20 protein-coding genes are annotated in these 19,710 nt (G+C 55.5%); 3 read left to right on the forward strand and 17 right to left on the reverse strand.

Annotation, left to right across the window (positions count from 1 at the left end):
- The 13 genes from V3W31_03795 to V3W31_03855 all read right to left on the reverse strand — a co-directional run.
- Positions 1–780, reverse strand: a 780-nt coding sequence (locus V3W31_03795) for a hypothetical protein (protein MEE9614065.1), incomplete at its 3' end; no start/stop codon positions are given.
- 2 nt (positions 781–782) lie between these two features.
- Positions 783–2,513, reverse strand: coding sequence for an ATPase, T2SS/T4P/T4SS family (locus V3W31_03800; GenBank protein MEE9614066.1), 1,731 nt, complete (start codon positions 2,511–2,513; stop codon positions 783–785).
- Between the two features lie 3 nt (positions 2,514–2,516).
- Positions 2,517–3,722, reverse strand: a complete 1,206-nt coding sequence (locus V3W31_03805; protein ID MEE9614067.1) for a type II secretion system F family protein — start codon at positions 3,720–3,722, stop codon at positions 2,517–2,519.
- A 21-nt stretch (positions 3,723–3,743) separates the two neighbouring features.
- Entirely contained in the window at positions 3,744–4,265 is a 522-nt protein-coding gene (locus V3W31_03810; GenBank protein ID MEE9614068.1) for a type II secretion system protein, read from the reverse strand.
- 20 nt (positions 4,266–4,285) lie between these two features.
- Entirely contained in the window at positions 4,286–4,690 is a 405-nt protein-coding gene (locus V3W31_03815) for a prepilin-type N-terminal cleavage/methylation domain-containing protein (GenBank protein ID MEE9614069.1), read from the reverse strand.
- The gene (locus tag V3W31_03820; GenBank protein ID MEE9614070.1) at positions 4,662–5,135 is read right to left on the reverse strand and encodes a type II secretion system protein; all 474 of its coding nucleotides are present in this window, start codon (positions 5,133–5,135) and stop codon (positions 4,662–4,664) included. Before V3W31_03820 ends, V3W31_03815 begins: the two co-directional genes overlap by 29 nt.
- A 65-nt stretch (positions 5,136–5,200) precedes the next feature.
- Positions 5,201–7,177, reverse strand: a complete 1,977-nt coding sequence (locus tag V3W31_03825) for a tetratricopeptide repeat protein (protein MEE9614071.1) — start codon at positions 7,175–7,177, stop codon at positions 5,201–5,203.
- A gap of 188 nt (positions 7,178–7,365) precedes the next feature.
- Positions 7,366–8,616: a transcription termination factor Rho gene (gene rho / locus V3W31_03830; GenBank protein ID MEE9614072.1), complete on the reverse strand. Its 1,251-nt coding sequence runs from the start codon at positions 8,614–8,616 to the stop codon at positions 7,366–7,368.
- A 314-nt stretch (positions 8,617–8,930) separates the two neighbouring features.
- Positions 8,931–9,530: a dephospho-CoA kinase gene (gene coaE, locus V3W31_03835; GenBank protein MEE9614073.1), complete on the reverse strand. Its 600-nt coding sequence runs from the start codon at positions 9,528–9,530 to the stop codon at positions 8,931–8,933.
- A 3-nt stretch (positions 9,531–9,533) separates the two neighbouring features.
- Positions 9,534–10,337 carry a peptidoglycan editing factor PgeF gene (gene pgeF / locus V3W31_03840; protein MEE9614074.1) on the reverse strand — a complete coding sequence of 268 codons (804 nt, stop codon included), beginning with the start codon at positions 10,335–10,337 and terminating at the stop codon, positions 9,534–9,536.
- Positions 10,330–11,322, reverse strand: coding sequence for an RluA family pseudouridine synthase (locus tag V3W31_03845; protein MEE9614075.1), 993 nt, complete (start codon positions 11,320–11,322; stop codon positions 10,330–10,332). The genes pgeF and V3W31_03845 overlap by 8 nt, the downstream gene beginning before the upstream one ends.
- A 96-nt stretch (positions 11,323–11,418) precedes the next feature.
- Entirely contained in the window at positions 11,419–11,685 is a 267-nt protein-coding gene (locus V3W31_03850) for a hypothetical protein (protein ID MEE9614076.1), read from the reverse strand.
- Positions 11,663–12,370, reverse strand: a complete 708-nt coding sequence (locus tag V3W31_03855) for a GntR family transcriptional regulator (protein MEE9614077.1) — start codon at positions 12,368–12,370, stop codon at positions 11,663–11,665. The genes V3W31_03850 and V3W31_03855 overlap by 23 nt, the downstream gene beginning before the upstream one ends.
- A 224-nt stretch (positions 12,371–12,594) precedes the next feature.
- Here V3W31_03855 and V3W31_03860 point away from each other — a divergent pair, with 224 nt between their 5' ends.
- From V3W31_03860 to V3W31_03870, 3 genes are read left to right on the forward strand one after another with little or no spacing between them, the layout of a single operon-like run.
- Positions 12,595–13,389 carry a sugar phosphate isomerase/epimerase family protein gene (locus V3W31_03860; protein ID MEE9614078.1) on the forward strand — a complete coding sequence of 265 codons (795 nt, stop codon included), beginning with the start codon at positions 12,595–12,597 and terminating at the stop codon, positions 13,387–13,389.
- The gene (locus V3W31_03865) at positions 13,380–14,705 is read left to right on the forward strand and encodes a cyclic 2,3-diphosphoglycerate synthase (GenBank protein ID MEE9614079.1); all 1,326 of its coding nucleotides are present in this window, start codon (positions 13,380–13,382) and stop codon (positions 14,703–14,705) included. The genes V3W31_03860 and V3W31_03865 overlap by 10 nt, the downstream gene beginning before the upstream one ends.
- On the forward strand, positions 14,702–15,550 hold the full coding sequence (locus V3W31_03870) for a proline dehydrogenase family protein (protein ID MEE9614080.1): 849 nt from the start codon (positions 14,702–14,704) through the stop codon (positions 15,548–15,550). The genes V3W31_03865 and V3W31_03870 overlap by 4 nt, the downstream gene beginning before the upstream one ends.
- Before the next feature lie 135 nt (positions 15,551–15,685).
- On the opposite strand, the gene V3W31_03875 is transcribed toward V3W31_03870, so the two are convergent.
- The 4 genes from V3W31_03875 to V3W31_03890 all read right to left on the reverse strand — a co-directional run bounded on the left by V3W31_03875 (position 15,686) and on the right by V3W31_03890 (position 19,329).
- Positions 15,686–16,201, reverse strand: coding sequence for a hypothetical protein (locus V3W31_03875; GenBank protein ID MEE9614081.1), 516 nt, complete (start codon positions 16,199–16,201; stop codon positions 15,686–15,688).
- Positions 16,185–16,844 (reverse strand): cytochrome b/b6 domain-containing protein, encoded by a 660-nt coding sequence (locus V3W31_03880; GenBank protein ID MEE9614082.1) that lies wholly within the window; start codon positions 16,842–16,844, stop codon positions 16,185–16,187. The genes V3W31_03875 and V3W31_03880 overlap by 17 nt, the downstream gene beginning before the upstream one ends.
- 306 nt (positions 16,845–17,150) lie before the next feature.
- Entirely contained in the window at positions 17,151–18,263 is a 1,113-nt protein-coding gene (locus V3W31_03885) for a hypothetical protein (protein ID MEE9614083.1), read from the reverse strand.
- The gene (locus tag V3W31_03890) at positions 18,253–19,329 is read right to left on the reverse strand and encodes a hypothetical protein (protein MEE9614084.1); all 1,077 of its coding nucleotides are present in this window, start codon (positions 19,327–19,329) and stop codon (positions 18,253–18,255) included. The genes V3W31_03885 and V3W31_03890 overlap by 11 nt, the downstream gene beginning before the upstream one ends.
- Between the last annotated feature and the right edge of the window lie 381 nt (positions 19,330–19,710).

The raw sequence follows: 19,710 nt of genomic DNA on the forward strand, positions 1-19,710 counted from the left end.
CTCGACGGTCAGTACGGTCTCGGGCTTAAGCCGCTCGGCCTCGGTGCCGGCCGCATCGGCGAGGAACTCCCCGAGGCCGGTATCGCCGCTTAAGAAATATACCCTGTCCATATGGACATTCTTATGCGCGCTCAGGTAAAAGGTAAAGGAGGCTGCCAGTTCCCTTCCAAGCTCTTGCTCACGGCCGGTTATGTCCTTGGCCCGATAAAAATCGAGGGCCCCTCCCTTGAATATCAAGACCGAGAACCGTCCGCCCTCACACGTGATGAACGAAAAGTCCTCCACGCCCTTAATATACTCCGAGAAGAGGTTCAGAATGTTCAGGGAGTGTATGCCCACCCTCCTTACGGTAAAGCCCGCCCCGGTCAGGGCGTCCTCGTAGCCGGTTATTATCTCCCTTTTTACGGCTATTGCCAGGACCTTTACCCTCTCGCCGGTAGAGAGGAGTTGGTAGTCTATCGCGCACTCCTCCGGACGGAGGTACATGGTTGAGGCTGCCTTCCACCTTATAACCCGGTCCGCCTCGCTGGTCTTTGCCGGCAGGCTCTCGAAGTCGAGTATCGCCGTCTTCGCAAGCGTATCCGGTATGGAAAGCGAGATTGCGTCCGGGCGTATACCGGACGGTCCCGCCGCCTCCCTTACGGCCTCCCTGAAACCCCCGTCAAGGCCACTCGCCGCCATCTTTTTAACGGCCCACTTTAAGCCCGTCCTCTCGGCCTGGACCAGCACCAGCCCCCCCCCCTCCCCATTAACGGCCATCCCTGTAAATTTTTTATCCATAACTACTCCACGAAAGTGACCCTGTTTATCTCCTCGATGGTCGTCTTCCCCTCCACCACCAGTTCTATCGCCCTCTGCCTGAGCCCCACCATGCCTTCTTCCCCGGCCTTCCTCTTAATGACCGAAATCGGCTCCTTGCTGGCTATCATGTCCCTTATCTCGTCGGAGAGGTCCAGCAGTTCCATCACCGCCCTCCTGCCCCTGTAACCCGTGTTAAAACACTCCCCGCAGCCCTTGCCCCGATAAAAAGTCGCGTCTTTGCAGTTCTGCGGGTCGATGCCGGAATCCCGGAGAGTATCGGGGGGTATATCCACCGGGGTTTTACATTCCGGGCAGACGAGCCTCAGAAGCCTCTGGGCCAGGATGCAGTTAAGCGCGGTGACGAAGTTGTACGGCTCTATGCCCATGTGGATGAACCTACCCATGACGTCGAATACGTTATTGGCGTGGACCGTGGTGAAGACGAGGTGTCCGGTAAGGGCGGCCTGTATTGCTATCTGTGCGGTTTCCTGGTCGCGTATCTCGCCTACCATGATCTTGTCAGGGTCGTGCCTCAAGACGGAGCGGAGCCCCCTGGCGAAGGTAAGGCCCTTCTTTTCGTTGACCGGTATCTGGATGATCCCCTTGAGCTCGTACTCCACCGGGTCCTCGATGGTGACTATCTTGTCCTCTCCGGTGTTTATCTCGGAGATGGCGGCATATAGCGTGGTGGTCTTTCCGCTTCCGGTGGGGCCCGTCACGAGCAGCATGCCGTAGGGCTCGTGTATCATCCTCCTCAAGTGCTGCACCTCTTTATCTCCGAAGCCGAGAAGGTCCAGGCTCAGGTGCTCGAACTCGCGGGTTATGTGCTCCTTGTCGAGCACCCTTATAACGGCGTCCTCGCCGTGGATGCTCGGCATGATAGACACCCTGAAGTCTATGGTCTTGTTCTTGAGCCTTATCTTGAACCTGCCGTCCTGGGGTATCCTCCTCTCGGATATATCGAGCTCGCTCATAACCTTTACCCTGGAGACTATGCTCGCCTGGAACTTCCTGTCTATCGGCCCCATGACCTTGTGGAGGACGCCATCGAGCCTGTACTTGACCGTAAGGCCCTCATTGCCGCTCTCGAGGTGTATGTCGCTCGCCCTCTTCGAGATGGCGTCGTATATGGTGGTATCCACGAGCTTTACGACCGGGCTCGCGTCCTCGCTTATCTTTTCTATGGACAGGATCGATTCGTCCTCATCGTCCCCCACCTTGAGGGACTCGATATCGAAGCCCTCTTCCACCTCTCTCAAGATCCTCCTTGAGCCGCCGCCGCGGGTGAGAAGCCTTTCTATATCAGTGGGGGTGCCCACGGCCACCCCGTCGACACTCCCCCCCCCCTCCTCTATCATACGCTCGATGTCGTCGAGCTTGAGTATGTCGGTGGGGTCGGCGGTGACGACGAGGGTCGCCTCCCCGTGCCTTACGGGCACCACCTTGCACCTGTGGAGCACCTCAACGGGTATAAGGTTCAGCGCCTCCTCGTCCACCTCGACCCTCTCGATGTCGATCATCTCAAGACCGTACTGGTCGGCGAGGGCCTCGACGAGTTGGCGCTCGTCTATAAGCCCGAGCTTCATGCAGGCCTCCCCGAAACGTATGCCCTCTTTATTAAGAAGCTCGATTGCCTCCCGGATGGAGTCCTCCGATATGAAACCCTTGCCCTCCAGTATCCTGCCAATCTCCTTCTTGGTAGGTAACGCCATGGCTTATAAGACCTCCCCCATCATGAATATGGGCAGGTACAGCCCCACCACTATAGCGGCTATCACAAACCCCATGATTATCATAAGGGCCGGCTCGATCAGGTCCGTCATGACGTTTATTTTATGCGCGACCTCTTCGTCATTAAAGTCGGCTATGTCGCCGAGGACCGCCGGGAGGCTGGCCGCCCTCTCGCCCACGGTGAACATCTTAAGCGTAATATCGGACATGAACTCCACCTCGGCCATGGCGGTACTTGCCGCCTCTCCCTCCCTGACCCTCTTTATAACGTACTCAAGCCTTCCTTCAAGGACGGAGTTGCCCAGCACCCCCTTCACCATCGAAAGCGCCTGGACAAGCGGCACCCCCGAGGTCAACACCATGCCGAGCGTCCTTGCGAACTTGGCTATCGCGTACCCCTTGAATATCTCGCCGAACTGAGGCAGAAGAAGCTTTATCCTGTCGAGGTAAAGCCTCCCGGCCGAGGTCTCCAGAAAAGCCCTCAGCCCTACTACCACGAAGAAAAGAGTAATGACAAGTAGCCAGAAGTTATACTGTAAAAAATCCGTAACCCCCATAAGTACCCTCGTTGGGAGCGGCAGCTCCGCACCCGCATTCATGTATATGCTCGCGAAAGAGGGCACAACGTAGCCCAGAAGGAAAATAATGATCGCCACGCTCGCCACGCTCAAGAACAACGGATAGGTCACGGCCGATACGACCTTCTTCCTTACGGCCTCCATCCTCTTCATGTATTCGATGTATCCCGATATCGCGGGTATAAGGTCCCCGGTCCTCTCCCCGGCGCTTATGGACGCCGTGTAAAGGGGCGGGAAGACCACGGGGTTCGTCCTCATGGCCTCCGAGATGGGTTGGCCGTTGCGTATCTCCCTCAGGGCATCCGCTATGGCGTCCGAGAAACGAGGGTTATTCCCCTTCTGGTGCAGCATGGTCTCAAAGCCCTCTACAACGGGAATCCCGGCCTTTAAGAGGGTGACGAGGCCCTGGTTGAACACCAGGAACTCGGAAGCTTTGACACCCCCTTTACGCCCTTGTAGGCCCGGAAGAGCAACCCCCTTTGGACGCACGTCCACCGCGTAAAGGCCGTCCCTCTCAACCTGGGCCCTCGCCTCTTCTCCGGTGGAGGCCTCGACCTCCCTCGTCAACACCCTGCCCTCCGGTGTCGCCGCTCTGACTTTGAAGTGTGCCATGTCTTCTATAAATCCCCGACCCTAATTTTTCCCCTTTTTCTCCGTCTTTCCCTTTTCCGTTTCCTTCCGGGATTCATCCTCCGGCTTATAGACGAACTCCCAGGAGTTGTAGCTCTCCTTCCCCTCGAAAGAGCTGAACTCTTCCCGGAAGTTGCCCTTTTTGTAGGGTTCCTTCTTACTGTTGCTCTTCACCCCCATTATCCCGCCGTCCTTGGCCTTTACGGCCTGCCAGTCGGAGTTGCCGGTCATGGGGTCCGTATAGAGCTTCCTGAGGTAGCGTTTTATAGACGGCTGCCTCCGGTCCTTTATAAGGTCCTCGAGCTTCCTCGGATACCTCTTGGCCCCCGGGCTTCCGTTATAGTACCTCCCGATGGCGTCCCTTATCTGTCCGCCCCTGAAGAGGAGTTCCGCCTCCCTCTCCCTCTGCATGTTAGTACTCCATACGACCCCGGTAGTAGCGAGCGCTATGCCTATGAGCGTAATGGCGAAGAGAAGGGCCACGAAGCTAAAACCCTGATCCCCCCCCGGCCCCCACTTCCCCATCTCCCCCCCCTCCCCCCGGTTCACCACTCGCTGTAGGGTGTGCCGCTACGCCCCACAAGCTCGCTCCCGGAGTGCACGTCGTACACACCGCTCCCCTCTTCCGCCGGGACCTCGACCCACGTATCGCTTGATTTGGTGACGGGGTCCTCGGGCACCGTCCGTATGTATTTTTTCTCGACGAGCTCCGAGAGGCTCGGGGGGTACTCATCCATGTCGGCGTAGTATTTGTCTATGGCCTCGCGCATCCTGTAGAGGTTCTCCAGCAGTGCCGCCTCCCTGGCCTTTACAACCGAGTTGCGGTACAGGGGCACGGCGATGCTCGCCAGGATCGCGATAAGGGTGAGCACCACCATAATTTCTATCAGGGTAAAGCCGGCGCCTGAAACCGGTGCCTTCCTACCAGCTGCTGTAGAGCGTTCCGTCAATAGCCGTCTCCTCGCTCCTGGAATAGACGTCAAAGACGTCGTCCCCTTCTTCCGGGCTGTCCGGGTCGCTTTCGTAGCTCCTGAGCCCCCATGTCTCCTCGGGGTCGGAGTAGATGTCCTGGCTCATGGGGTCGCGCGGGATCCTGCGGAGGAACCTGATACGCCTGTCCGACTCCGGGCTCTTCGCGTCCTCGATCCCCTCCACCAGTACCATGAGGTCTTCGGGGTAGCCCGATTCGTCGACCTTCCGGATTATCCTCCCCTCATCCCAGGCCCTCTTGTAGTCGTCTATCGCGGTGCGGAGCATCCTCAAGTCCCTTCTGAGCTCGACCTCTTTGGACCTCTTCACGCTCATATGGGAAAGCGGGACGACCACCGAGGCCAGCACCGCGAGGATGGCAATGGTTATGATGAGCTCTATGAAGGTCCACCCCTTCCGTCCCATGCCTTTCACCCCTTGTGCCCGTTATTATTATAGTTGCAGGGAACACCGGCCGGCCCCCCTGTCAGTCACGCCCCCGGGGGAACGAACCTGGAGGAAGGTGGGGGAGGTTGGCCCTGCCCGGGCGTCCTGAAAGGAGGAAGCAACTCCTCTTCTTCGGGAGCTTCCGGGAACGTACCCGGCGGGAGAGGCGGCGGTGGAGGCACGGGCATGGCGCCCACTCCTCCCCTTTCCTCCTCGAAGCCCCCGATAACGGGTCCGGGGGCGGGGGTATCCTCCCTGCCGGAAAGGAACTCGGTGTTTTCCTCATCCGGTACATCGAGCCTTCTTACTATGTGCGGGGTGATGGAAAGCAGTATGTCGGTCTTGACCCTTTCCTTTTCCGTGTTGGAGAAGAGTTTCCCCAGAACGGGAATATCCCCGAGGCCGGGTATCTTCTTTACGGTAGTCCTCTCCTCGTCGCTTATAAGCCCTCCTATGAGCTGGGTCTCCCCGTCGGAGAGCCTCAAGACGGTCTCGGTATTGCGCGTCCCTATCTGGTAGACCACCGTGCCGGAGGCGGTCGTGGTCCTGTCCCCGAGCGAGCTGACCTCGAGGCTGACCTTTATGTCTATCTCGTCGTTAGGCCGTATGGTGGGCTCCACGTTGAGCTTCAGCCCCACGTCCAGGTACTGGACGCTGTCCGACGTCGTCCCGCCGGTGGTTACCGTCGCCGTTATGATGGGTATCCTCTCGCCTATGTGTATCTTGGCCTTCTCGTTATTCTTTACCCTTATCCGCGGGTTCGCGAGTATCTCGACGTCGAGGTCTTCCTTCATGAAGTTGATGATGCCCATCGGGAGCGTTATGAGGAGGTCCTTGCCGGTGGATATCTTGTCGAGGTCGCCCATGGTGATAATCCCGGCGGTCAACGGGTCGGCGCTTGAGGGGACCGCGACCGTTATCGCGTCCGGACTGAGGTCGATTCCGAGGTTGAAGCCGTTGTTGCGGCTCACCTCCATCACCTCGACCTCGAGTACGACTTCGGAGTCGGCGAGGTCGGTGGCCTCGATTATCTTCTTGGCGAGCTCAATGGCGTCGGGGTTGGCGCGGACCACGATGGCGTTCAACTCCGCGTGCACGTAGATGTCCCGCGCCTTTATCATGGTCCTCAGCAGGTTAACCATCTTCTTGGCGTCGCTGTTGGTAAGGTAGAAGACCTTTATGAGCTTCTCCTCGTACTGCTTGGCCTTCTGCGGGGTATCGGGATATATGACGAGGGTGTTCTCGCTTACGGCCTTCCTGGCCAGCTTGCTGGTGGTGAGGATCAGCTCAAGGGCCTGATGGAAGGTGGCGTCCTTCAGGAACACGGAAGTCTTGGTGTCCCTCATGTCGCTGTCGAAGATGAAGTTTATGCCCGAGAGCTTCGAGAGCACCTCGAAGACCTTCTTGACCCCCGCGCTTCTGAACTCCAGGGTAATGGGTTTGGTGGACTTGAGGTCGAGCTCGTAGCCGCCGATTACGAGCGCACTTTTCTTCTTGAGCCCGGCGAGTTCATCGGCTACGGCCTTGTTATCGGGGTCCAGGGAAAGCGACTTCTTGAAGGCCCGTTTGGCCTCCCTCTTCTCTCCGGCCTTAAGGGCCTTGAGGCCCCTGCCGTAATGGTATATGGACTCCCTGGCCCTCTCGGCCTTCTTAAGCGACTCCCTGGCCTTGCCGAGGGTCGGGTCCATGAGAATGGCGGCCCGGAACTCCAGGATGGCCGCATCGTGTTTCCCTTCCCCGAGGTGCTCCTCGCCCCGGTCGAAGTGTATCCTGCCCGCCTCGACCCTGGCGCGCCTGTACTTTATCTTGTAGTGGATGTTGGTGGGGTCTTCGTCGTAGGCCTCGGCGTACTTAAGTACCGCCTCGTCCCACTCCCCCCGGGCGGCCAGCATATCGGCGTCCTTCACGGCCACGGCATGCGCGGCCGCGCAACCCGTGGCTATAAGGCCGAGAAGCAGGAGCGCAAATAGCCTCCCCCGGGCGGAGCCGCCCTTTATTATGATGTCGCCGGTATTTTTCACGAAACTAATCCATTCCCGTAGGAATACGGGCAACTTACAATTAATTGAGTATAAATCATATTTAATTATATGTCAACTACATTTAATCAGGGCAAAGTCGGGGCTCTCACCGCCCGAAAAGGAGTGCCGAATGTGACGGAATGGAATGGCCGAAATAGAATAGACAGGCGCGAGAAAGCCGGACCAGGCTACTTGCTCATGGACTGGAGGAACTCCTTGTTGCTCTTGGTGCTCTGAATCTTAGTGAGGAGAAACTCCATGCTCTCGACCGGGTTAAGGGGCTGGAGGACCTTCCTGAGTATCCATATCCTGTTCAGGTCCTCCTTGGGAATCAGCAGGTCCTCTTTCCTGGTGCCGGACTTGTTCAGGTCTATGGCGGGGAATACCCTCCTGTCGGCGAGTTTCCTGTCGAGCACTATCTCCATATTGCCCGTGCCCTTGAACTCCTCGAATATGACCTCGTCCATCCTGCTGCCGGTCTCTATGAGCGCGGTGGCTATGATGGTGAGGCTGCCACCCTCCTCGATGTTCCTGGCGGCGCCGAAGAACCTCTTGGGCTTATGGAGCGCGTTGGAGTCCACGCCGCCGGAGAGGATCTTGCCGCTCGGCGGTACGACCGTATTGTAGGCCCTGGCGAGCCGGGTGACGCTGTCGAGCAGTATCACTACGTCTTTCTGGTGCTCGACGAGCCTCTTGGCCTTCTCTATGACCATCTCGGCCACCTGCACGTGCCTCTGGGCGGGCTCGTCGAAGGTCGAGCTTATGACCTCCCCCTTGACCGACCTCTGCATGTCGGTCACCTCCTCGGGCCTCTCGTCTATCAGAAGGACCAGGAGGACCACCTCGGGCTGGTTCGTTGTAATGGAGTTGGCCATCTTCTGGAGCAGCATGGTCTTACCGGCCCTCGGCGGGGATACGATAAGGCCCCTCTGGCCTTTGCCAACGGGTGTGAAGAGGTCCATGATCCTCATACAGAGGTCGCTCTTGGGCGGTATCTCGAGGTCCAGCCTCTCCTCGGGATAAAGCGGGGTGAGGTTATCGAAAAGTATCTTGTCCTTGGCCTTATCGGGCGATTCATGGTTAAGTTGCTCTACCTTCAAGAGGGCGAAGTACCTCTCCCCCTCCTTCGGCGGCCTTATCTGTCCGGAGATTATGTCACCGGTCCGGAGGTTGAACCTTCTTATCTGGGACGGTGAGACGTAGATGTCGTCGGGGCCGGGAAGGTAGTTATAGTCCGGGGCCCGGAGAAAGCCGAAGCCGTCGGGCAGGGTCTCAAGCACCCCCTCGCCGTATATCATCCCGTTCTGCTCGGACTGGGCCTGAAGGAGAGAAAATATCAGATCCTGCCTCCTCATGGTAGCGGCATTGTCTATCTTGTACTTCTGGGCGAGGCTCGCAAGCTCGTTTATCTTCTTTTCCTTCAATTCCTTAAGATTCATGTAATACTCCTATGGTTTTTGTGTTTGTGGGTGTACCTGTGGGGGTTTATAGTGTAAAAGACCTCTCCGGGAATGTTCAAAGACGGACTACCTTACCTCGTGGGTTCCTACTTCATGGCCTCGCGAATTCCTACTTCCTAGCCTCGCGGATTCCTACCTCTTGGATTAGTGGCATTCGGATTGTGTTTTCAGGTATGATGGAATTATCTTATGAATATCCTTTTGAAAGGAAGTATTCTGAGATTATCACGGCTAAATCGGCCTGTCAATACTTTTCTAAATTTTTTTTAATACTGGCACCCCCCCCCTTCTTTTTATCCGCCCTCGATCTTCCTGTATACCTCCTCGGCCTTCTTCACGGTATCTTCCTTGCTCCCGGTGCTGTCGATAACGAAGTCGGCGTACCGGACCTTCTCGCTTACGGGCATCTGGGCCGCCAGCCGCGCCCTCGCCTCGTCTTCGGTAAGGCCGTCCCTCTTCATGAGCCTCTTTACGAGCGTCTCATCGTCGGTATGCACCACTACGACCTTATCCATCTTCCTGTGGAGCCCCACCTCTATAAGGAGCGGGGCGTCAACTATGACTATCCCGTCCGGATGCCCCTTTCGTAAGCATTCGGTCCGCTTCTCTATCTCGTCCATTATCCGGGGATGGGTTATGGCGTTGAGCTTCTCTCGCGCTCCGGGGTCCCCGAAGACCATAGCCCCGAGGCCCTTCCGGTCTATCGTGCCGTCCTCGTTCAGGACCCCTTCTCCGAACTCTTCCACTATCTCCCCGTGGGCCGGCTCCCCCGGGTTTACGACCTCCCTCGCTATCTCGTCGGCGTCTATAAGGTGCGCGCCGAGTTTTTTAAACACGGCCGCCACATGACTCTTGCCGGAAGCCACCCCGCCTGTAAGCCCCACCACCGTCACGACCTACTCCTTTAACATTATGAAGCTCAGCTGCCTGCCCGTCACCGCTGCGTCCTTCCTGTAGGAGAAGAATATATCGTTACGGCACGAAGTGCAAGCCGATTCATTCGTTACGTTTTCCTCGAGCAGGCCGGCGGAGAGGAGTTTTGCCGTATTCGCCCCGCCGAGGTCGACACTGGACGCCTTCCCCTCCCCCCCCTCACCCCCCTCCCGGACCACATATTCCGTGCCAATACCCAAGACCCTTTCGAACTCCGAGGCCACTTCCTCGCCAACGCGGTAGCAGCAAACCCCGATACACGGACCGATAGCGGCCAGTATATCCCCTGGCCTGGAGCCGAAACCACTCTCCATGGCCTCCACGGTCCTTGAGGCCACCCCCTTAAGGGTCCCTTTCCATCCCGCGTGCACAACCCCAACGGCCCTCTTTACCGGGTCGAAGAGCAGTATCGGAACGCAGTCGGCCGTGAGGACCCCTATTGCCAGACCTTTAACGGCCGTCACTGCCCCGTCGGCCTCGACGGCCTCGTCGCCCGCGCCCTCCACCACCGCCACGCCGTCTCCGTGTACCTGTCGGGGGGTTACGAGCATATCCGCGGCAAAGCCGAAGGCTGCGGCAACGGCCTCTTTATTCTTTCTTACGTTCTCCGGGTCGTCCCCGACCCGGCCCCCGAGGTTGAGCGAAGAGAACGGCGCGGGACTTACCCCCCCCACCCCCCCCACCCTGCCGAGAAAACCATGTACCACGGAGTCGGAAGGGAAAAACCTCTCCGAGGAGGCATATATTATCCCGCTCCGCTCAGGCAACGGCTCTCTCTTCGAGTAGTTTCAAAAGCTTTTTCATGACCGGCGGCATCGGGGCGCTGAACTCCACGTAGGCGTTCCCGCCCGGCCCGCCCGGCCCGGTCGGATGGTTAAAACCTATGACCGACGCGTGGAGGCACTGGGTCTTTGTCCCCTTCAGCGCGTCGTGGAGCGGCTTATCGAGGTTAGGCGGGAGTGTTTTCCTGCCGTAGAGCGGGTCCCCCACGATAGGGTGCTTTATGGCCTGGAGGTGTACCCTTATCTGGTGAGTGCGGCCGGTCTCCGGAGAGACCTCGAGGAGGGTAAAGCCCTCGAAGCGGCGGACGACCCTGTAGCGCGTCACGGCCGCTCTCTTCTTTCTGCTCTTCGTGGATATCTTCTTCCTGTTAGCGATATCCCTGCCTATGGCCAGATCTATTATGCCCTCGGCTGTGCTCTCGTCGTCCTCCACCGCGCCCCAGACAAGCGCGTGGTAGCGCCTGGTGGTCGTGTGCTCCTCGAACTGTTTCGCGAGCGAGAGGTGGGCCCGGTCGGTCTTGGCCACCACGAGCGAGCCGGAGGTGTCCTTATCGAGCCTGTGGACTATGCCGGGCCGGAGAGGGCCCCCTATGGAAGAGAGGTTCTTCGTATGGTGGAGGAGGGCGTTCACGAGCGTACCGGCACTCCTCCCGGCACCGGGGTGCACGGTAAGGTCCGGCGGCTTGTTTATTACTATTACGTCATCGTCCTCATGGATTATATCGAGCGGTATCAGCTCGGGCACGACCCCGGACGGTGTGGGCTCCGGGATATTTATCCTGACCTCCTCACCGGACCTGAGCCTGTGGCCCGCCTTTACCGTACTGCCGCCTGCGAGGACGAGCCCCTTCTTTATGAGGTTCTTTATCCCCGAGCGGGAGATATCTTCCGGAAGCCTTTCGGCAAGGAACACGTCAAGCCTCTTCGATACGTCCGGTTCGGATACGGTGAAGGTATGGGTAGTTTCCATGGAAAGGGGGTTTTCGGACAGGAACATCTCGGACGGAGGCGTAAGCCCCCTACGTGTGTCACGCACTCGTGCGTCACGCACTACGCGTGTCACACGCTACCAGATCTTTGACTCTATATCGCCGCTTCTTTTTACGAGTATATTGACGATCGCACTGTTGTAGAAGTTGGTCTTTTTGACGAGTTCGGGCTCCACGCGGCTCAGGTAGAGTTTTTCCCCCTCCTTGAGGAGGTCGTCGATCTCATCGAAGAGGTTGTCGTTCTCTATCCCCGCCTGTATCTTCTCCTTATTATACAGGACGATGTCGGACACTATGGTCCTGGCCAGCCTTGCGGCGGCGTCAGGAGTGCTTATTAGTTTCATCTCCACCCGCTTCCTTCAAGATTTCCCTGACCAGTATTTCCGCGCTCATCTCGGCGTTGTCCCTTACGAGCTGCTCTACCAGCACCCCGTTACCTCCCTCGAACGCGGCGATTATCTCATCGTGCTGCTTTACCGAGTTGTGCATCCGTCCCTTCAAGGAAAGGGCCGTGACCCTGAAGCGCTCGAACTGTTGGACGAGCTGATGTACCAGGGTGCAGAGCTTTTCGTTGCCGCAGGCCATGAGGAACGTTTCGTGGAACTGGTTATCGAGCCTGAAGAAGCCCTTTACGTCTTCCTTCTCGGCGCACCGGAGCATCTGGGCGTTGAGGTTCTTGAGCCTCTTTATCTCCCTTTCGGTAAGCTTCGGGCATGCCTCTTGCGCGGCATACCCTTCGAGCAGGCTCTTTATGGCATAGAACTCCACCACGTCTTTATCCGTTATGGGGCTTACCACGGCCCCCTTCCTCGGGACCACGGTAATAAAGCCCTCGCTTTCGAGCTGCCTGAAGGCCTCGCGTATGGGGGTCCTGCTTATGCCGAAGCTCTCGGCTATTTCCTGCTCCGGTACCCTCTCGCCGGGCCTGAGCCGCTCGCTTACGATGGCGTCCTTTATGAACTCGACAATCCGTTCCCTCAGGGTGAGGGGTTTTTCGACCGGAGAGTCTAAAACTCGTATCTTTTCCATATAATAATCGTATACTGTGTACAAAGATAAAAGTCAAGGTTTTTCTGGAGGTTTAGGTAGAGGCGGGAATCGATTTTTCCTTGAATAACGGGGAGTTTTGGGATTTAATAGACGGAGGCGCCTTACCCTATACGCTGTCGCGGATATACCATAGAGCGGCCTGTGGAAAAGGCGGCGAAGGGAAGAAACGGAGAAGCTGGGAAAGACGGAAAAAATGGAAAGAAATGAAAAAAATGGAAATAAGCGGAAATAATGGAAAAAAAATTCAGGTACACATCCCCTACCCCGACCTCATGAAGAGGCTCGACGAGGTCCTCGATGCCGGGCTCAACCCCGAGATATATATGACCGGCGAGAGCATAGAGGCGGCCGACCCGAGGGAGCTTAGCAGCATCGGGGAAGAGTTTCGTAAAAAAGAGCTCCGGATAACGCTCCACGGCCCCTACATGGACCTCTCCCCGGGGGGCGTGGACGAGGGGATCCGGGCCATGACGGTCGAGAGGTTCCTCCAGACGCTTGACGCGGCCTCGGCGTTCGGAGCGGCTACCGTGGTGCTCCACGCCGACTACGACGCCAGGAGGTTCGACGACCGGATGGACGTCTGGTTCGCCCAGAGCCTTAAGAGCTGGCCCCAGGTAGTGGCGGAGGCCGAGCGCATAGGCACGGTCATCGTCGTTGAGAACATCTTCGAGGAGACCCCGGAGTCGCTCAAGGCCCTCGTGGAAAAGATAGACTCCCCGAGCCTACGCGTATGCCTCGACACCGGCCACCTGAACCTCTTCTCAAAGGTCTCCATGGAGGAGTGGTTCACCGCACTCGGCCCGCTTGTGGGCGAGGTGCACATACACGACAACAGAGGCGACTTCGACGCGCATCTGCCCGTGGGCGGCGGCAACATAGAGTTCGACCTCTTCTTCAAGCTCTTGAAGGAACACTCCCCTGACCCCGTCTACACGGTCGAGGCCCACGACGAGGAACTTATGTGGAAGGCGATCGAGGCGGTGAAAAAATTTCTATAGTGCAGAAAAAACGTATTCTCATAATGGGGGCGGCGGGGCGGGACTTTCATAACTTCAACGTCCGCTACAGAGAAGATCCGTCAATCGAAGTCGTAGCCTTCACCGCCGCCCAGATACCCTACATACAGGACCGCACCTATCCCGCGTCTATCGCGGGCCCGCTCTACCCCGAAGGCATACCCGTCTACCCCGAGGAAAAACTTTCGTCGCTCATTAAAGAAAAGCACGTGGACGAAGTGGTCTTCTCCTACAGCGACGTGACGCACGAATATGTCATGCACAGGGCGTCGCTGGTGGCCGCGCTCGGCGCGGACTTTACGCTCCTCGGGGCGGAAAAGACGATGCTCAAGTCGAAAAAGCCGGTCATCTCGGTATGCGCCGTAAGGACCGGGTGCGGCAAGAGCGGGGTGACGAGATTTATCGCCAATGCCATAGCCGAAGCCGGTAAAAAAGCCGTTGCCATACGCCACCCCATGCCCTACGGGGACCTGGAAAAGCAGCGGGTCCAAAGGTTCGCGTCGGTGGAAGAGATTAAGGAGTCGGGCTGTACCATAGAGGAGATGGAGGAGTACGAGCCGATAGTTGAAGCGGGCATAACAGTCTACGCCGGAGTGGACTACGCCGACATCCTCGCGCGCGCCGAAGAGGAGGCCGACGTCATCGTCTGGGACGGCGGCAATAACGACCTCCCGTTCATAAAGCCCGACCTCGAGCTCGTCGTGGTGGACCCGCTCAGGCCCGGCCACGAGCTCTCGTACTGGCCCGGCGAGGCCAATCTAAGGAGGGCGCAGTGCGTTATCCTCAATAAGGCCGCAAGCGCGAGCGGGAAAGATATCGGGACGGTCCTTAGAAACGTAAAAGAATGCAACCCCGAAGCGAGGGTTATCCTCACGGCCTCGGCCTTTACTGTCGAAGGAGAGATAAAAGACAAAAAAGTGCTCGTAATAGAGGACGGCCCATCCCTCACCCACGGCGGGATGAGCTACGGGGCCGGGTTTGCCGCGGCCCGTGAACACGGGGCCGAGCCCGTGGACCCCCGGCCCTATGCCACCGGCTCGATAAAAGAGGCGCTGAAGAACTACCCCGACCTTAAATATCTCGTCCCGGCCATGGGCTACAGCCCCGCTCAGATAAAAGATCTCGAAGAGACGGTGAATGCCGTGCCGTGCGACGCGGTGCTTATCGCCACGCCGATAGACCTCGCCGGAATTATCAAGATAAAAAAACCCGCCGTGCGGGTGCGCTACGAAGTGGCGGACATCGAAACACCCGGCCTTAAAGGGCTAGTCGCCGGGTTCCTGAAGGAACACGCGTGAAGGGCTTTCTCTCCTACTTCGCCGGACGCTACATCGCCGGAGACGAGAGGGGTGAAGCGATAGAGGTAGCCCGCGAGCTCAACACCCACTCCATAGTCGCCACCATCGACAACCTCGGGGAGAACGTAAAGGACGAAAAGGAGGCCGAGGAGTCGGTGGTCGAATACCTCGCCCTCATAAACGACATAAAAGAGACCGGCGTACAATCTACAATATCCTTAAAACTCACCCACATGGGGCTCGACATCTCCGAAGAGCTCGCGGAAAAGAATACCGAGACAATAATAAAGGAAGCCGGAAAACTAAAAAAATTCGCGCGCGTGGACATGGAGGGGTCGAGATATACGCAGAGGACCGTCGATACGGTAGTCCGTCTCCACGAGAAGCATGAAAACGTCGGCGTGGCCATACAGACCTGCCTTCGCCGGAGCAGGGCGGACGTAAAGCTCCTGATAGAGAAAGGGATAAGCGTCCGGCTCGTCAAGGGGGCCTACAAGGAGCCGCCCGATATTGCGTACCCCGACAAAAAAGACGTTGACGAGAGCTACTCGACCCTCATGAAGGAGCTTCTCCTTAAGGGCAACCGCCCTGCCATCGCCACGCACGATGAGAGGCTTATCGAAGAAGCAAGGAGGTTCGTAGAAGAAAACGGCATCTCGCGCAGCGGGTTCGAGTTCCAGATGCTGCTCGGGATAAGGCGGACGCTCCAGAAGGAGCTCGCCCGCGACGGCTACATTGTGCGGGTCTACGTGCCCTACGGGCCGAACTGGATGGCCTATATAATGAGGCGCCTGAAGGAGCGGAAGGAGAACGTCTACTTCGTCATGCGGCACGTCTTCGATTGACGGGTGTGGAAAAACCCAATAGTTCTGTCACTCCCGCGAAAGCGGGAGTCCAGAAGTCCTTGGAAAGACTGGATTCCTGCTTCCGCAGGAATGACCGTTTTTTTAAAAAAGACTTTCCAGCCGCCCTCCCCTTCCCTACCCCTCCTCCCGTAGTTCCCCGCCACTTTTTATGCCCATAACAGATGCAACGCCGGTAAAGACGAGGGCGGCGATTATGGATATCTTCCCTATTATCATGAAGTTCCCGGCCCAGCCCTGCCCGAAGACAAGGATAAGATATAACATCCCCGAATGAAAAATAGCGCCGCAGAGGAAGAGTATACTCAGGAGCGCCTTGAAGTTCGAGGGTATGGCGAGGGAGAGGAGCACCAACCCGGCGACTATATTAAGCAACGCTTCGAGGTTCCCGTGCGCGTGCACCGCGCTCCCCACGAGTCCTGCCTTTTTGGAGGCCTGTAGGTAATCCATTATGCCCGTTACAGCCGGGGCTATCTTCTCCTCCTCCCCCGCGCGCACCTGCTCGACCACGGCGGCGGTCTCCTTCATGACCTCATTGACCGCGCCCTTACCCGGCAGGAGCAGTACGGGGCCGAGGAGCGCCGTGCATGCGAAGTAGAAGAACCCGAATACGATATTAATCTTTCCGTTCATACATACCTCCTTCTGCTTTGAGGGTTTCGATATCCTCTTCTGTAAAGGCCTTCCTGCCGTGGACCATGGCGGATATGATGCCGTGCCTCTCGACAAGCTCGTGGACGAAGACGGCAAAGAGATGGGCCGCGACGAAGAACAGTATGAAGAAGTAGCCCGCCTCGTGCAGCTCTATGGCGAAGAGCTCCTCCCGCATGTGCTCTGGGGTGTTGAATATCATGGTGCCCGTCAGTATCTGCGCGGCCGCCACGGCGAAGAAGGCGACGTATATGATACCGGCAAACGAGTTATGCGCGAAGTATAGGGGCGGCTCGCCCTTGAGCCTGCCGGCGTAGTAGCGGAGCGTATCGACGAAGACCCTCCTCTGGTAGGGACTGAGGGGAAGCATGTCGTTCAACCGGGCCGTGCGCGGGCCGACAGAGAGCCACAGAAGCCTCGTGAAGAGCCCGGCCCCGAAGAGGTAGCCGAAGGCGAGGTGGATGAAGAGGAGTTTATCGCGCGCCGCGCCTTCTATCTCCTCGCCGAGGAGGATAATCACCGTTCCGGTTACGAGCTGCAACCCGAGTGTGACCGTATTCCACCAGTGGGCCGTACGCAGGAAGACGTCCCAGACGGGCTTATATCGGTAGGTCGGTTCGGCCATAACGTACCGCGATTTTAGCACAATTTTGCCGAGGGTGAATGAAAAAGCTGGGGAAAAGGGATGGGAGGGGGAGGTCATTGCGAGGAGCCCCCTTCGATCGTTCGCCCTGAGCCTGTCGAAGGGCGAAGCAATCTCTCATCCGTTTCGGTGTGGGGACACACCGAAACATCAAATCATGTCATTCCCGCTGGAGCCTGCCCCGTACTTGATACGGGGCGGGAATCCAGGTCTGCAGGGTGAAACAATGCCCACCTTACGAGGCTGTCAGACGAATATTAGCACTGTACATTCTGTCTTCCTTAATCCTCAATCTTCCCTAATCATTTCCCCCCCATGTCCTTCGTCGTCACCCCTAACCTTACTGCCTGTCTCTATCAACAAAATAGCACGTTTTGTCTCTAGGGTATTGTCTGGTGTCAGTATGCCCGAAAAATAATAGAATCTAGGGTGGCGGGTTTCTATTTTATAGGTTGCGCCCTCAATGGCCAAAAAAGAAAATGATCCATCATATTTTTTAAGCACTTCTCCTTCCCATAATATATCACCATCTTGAAAGTGTGTCATTGCCTTATCTGTAATATAACCATCGAACTTTCGCAACAAATCCGTTCTGATATCTTCTTTTGAGGGAACATTTAATCCCGTTATAGTTACTGTTAGAAATTCCACCGATTCCGGTGTAGTCCATTTTGAAGTTACCGGAAGACGTGTATTTTTTTCATACACGTTGACAGTGACCTTCTTAATAAATTTTCCTATTTTTCCCATGGTTTTGGTTGAAGCATCTATATACCAGCCCTTTACTGTTTGCCTCGAGTATGGCCTAACGCTGAATTTATCAGGGCTCGCCGCAATCAAAATGATTTCTCGATCTCCAGACCAAAAACTATAACCTTTTGGAAGAATAAGGGAGCTATCATCAAAATAATACTTTTTCTCTTTTGTTCCCTCATCTATCTCTTCGCTTTTGATCACACAGCTAAAATCACCTGCCTGCAAGACATCGCACGTTGTATCTGGCCCAAAAGGATTTTTAATCTCAACCGTACTGGGCATATACTCTTCCCACTTCAGTGATCTTCCACGGAAGTCACAGGATAAATATGCACATTGAGAACCAGAGCATCCGGCCCTATGTCTCCACTGTTCACTTCGGTGATCATAAGCTATTTCATATCGTGCCGTACGTATTTTCCCAGAGATTCTGGCACTAAATTTATTAATGGGTGTTACTCGAAAATTTTCAACATCCAAAAAACGTTCCCCTGTAGCCATAGATGTACTTTTACAACCTGAAGCAAACAACCCTTCAGGAACAAGACAGATTGAAAAAAGTATTATCATAAAGAGGCAGACTTTTGCCATCACAAGATCCTTCTTTTTGTTTTCGATTGTTTTTTTGATGATATTATGGTCCATCGATGATTTCGCCTCCTTCAGCATCGTTTATAGTTTCAAGACGAATTTTTTTTCCTTTCTCAACCAATAAAACCTTTTTTCTTATTTGTGGCTTTTTGTCAATATTTATAATCCCAGAAAAAGATAAGTACTTTCCATGAGAAGCATTTATTCGATAAGTTGAACCTACCATTCCCTTAAAAATGACAGTCTGGCTGCTTTGTTCTAAATTTTCTTTTATATTCACATATTCGTCCAAGTACTCGATTATTTTCTCTGCCTCTTTTTTGTTGTAGCCAAGTTCAGTGCACCTATCGATCAATCGTTGATTGGAAGGAGTCGTAATGGCTGTTATTCTAACTGTGGGGGTCAGAGGCAAACGACTTTCTTTGTCCTGAAAAACTATAATAACAGTAGCAATGTTTTGGTCTGCAAAACGGTTGACAGCTTTTTCGACATCGAACTTTTCAGGTGGAACAGGGGTGTATTTATAATACCAAATTGGTATTTCTGCAAGACCTTGAGCACGGAATCTAATGCCATCAGGAGGAGAAATAGGTTCTACCTCAACAGATTTAAGCTCGGAGGTGGCTGTGTAGTTTTTTTTTGCCGATGGCCTACGAAAGTATTCCTGTTCATAAGAAGGTGTCTTAATAGTTGTTCGGAATACCCCACCTGAAGATACTTCTGCACTATATTTTCCATAGGGCGTGCGAATTAAAACTCTGCTTGGCATCCAGTTATGCCACTTTACCGTAATTCGTTCTTTAGACTCGTATCTGCCACCAATAAACACTCTGAATGTTTCAATTTCGTATGCGCTTTCAATTATTCGACCAAAAACTTCAACGGTGTGGTCGTCAATAATACGCATATTAGGATCGGAAACAGAAAATTTAGCATTCCCTGTCTGCCGCGTTCTAGTTTCCCAATGGCCTGTCTTCTGGGGTGTCTGTGGTGTGGGTGTGGCAGCACAGCCCTGAATTATAAGAATTGTAAAAATTATATAGAGATAGACTTTGAGTTTTCTTCTTATTGCTAATTCAGGATTTCTCGTAAACATTGTCTCAGCAACCTTATTCTTCATCGCTGTCACTCTGACCTGCCCCTATTTGTTCTTCAATAAACCGAATAAACGAATAAAGCGGGACCGAATTCGTGAAATAGTACAACAGCTTTATTTTCCTTAGCGACTATACAAAAAATCTACTCTTTTGTGCTCAAGCTGTCAACTGTTTAGTTCAGGAAAAAAGAGGGCAGGCCCCCTCCATGTTTCGGCGTGTCCTCACACCGAAACAAACATAAGATTGCCACGCTCCGGGTCTGTGACCCTTCGCTCGCAATGACCCCCTCACCCCAACCCTCTCCCCCAAAGGGGAGAGGGGGGTAAAGGGAATAGGGAGGGGTAAGGACGGAGTAATTGCCAGTCCTGCAAGGACAAACCGTCAAGTTTTCCGCCAGACGAGGC

Source organism: Thermodesulfobacteriota bacterium (assembly GCA_036482575.1).
Lineage (GTDB): Bacteria > Desulfobacterota > GWC2-55-46 > GWC2-55-46 > JAUVFY01 > JAZGJJ01.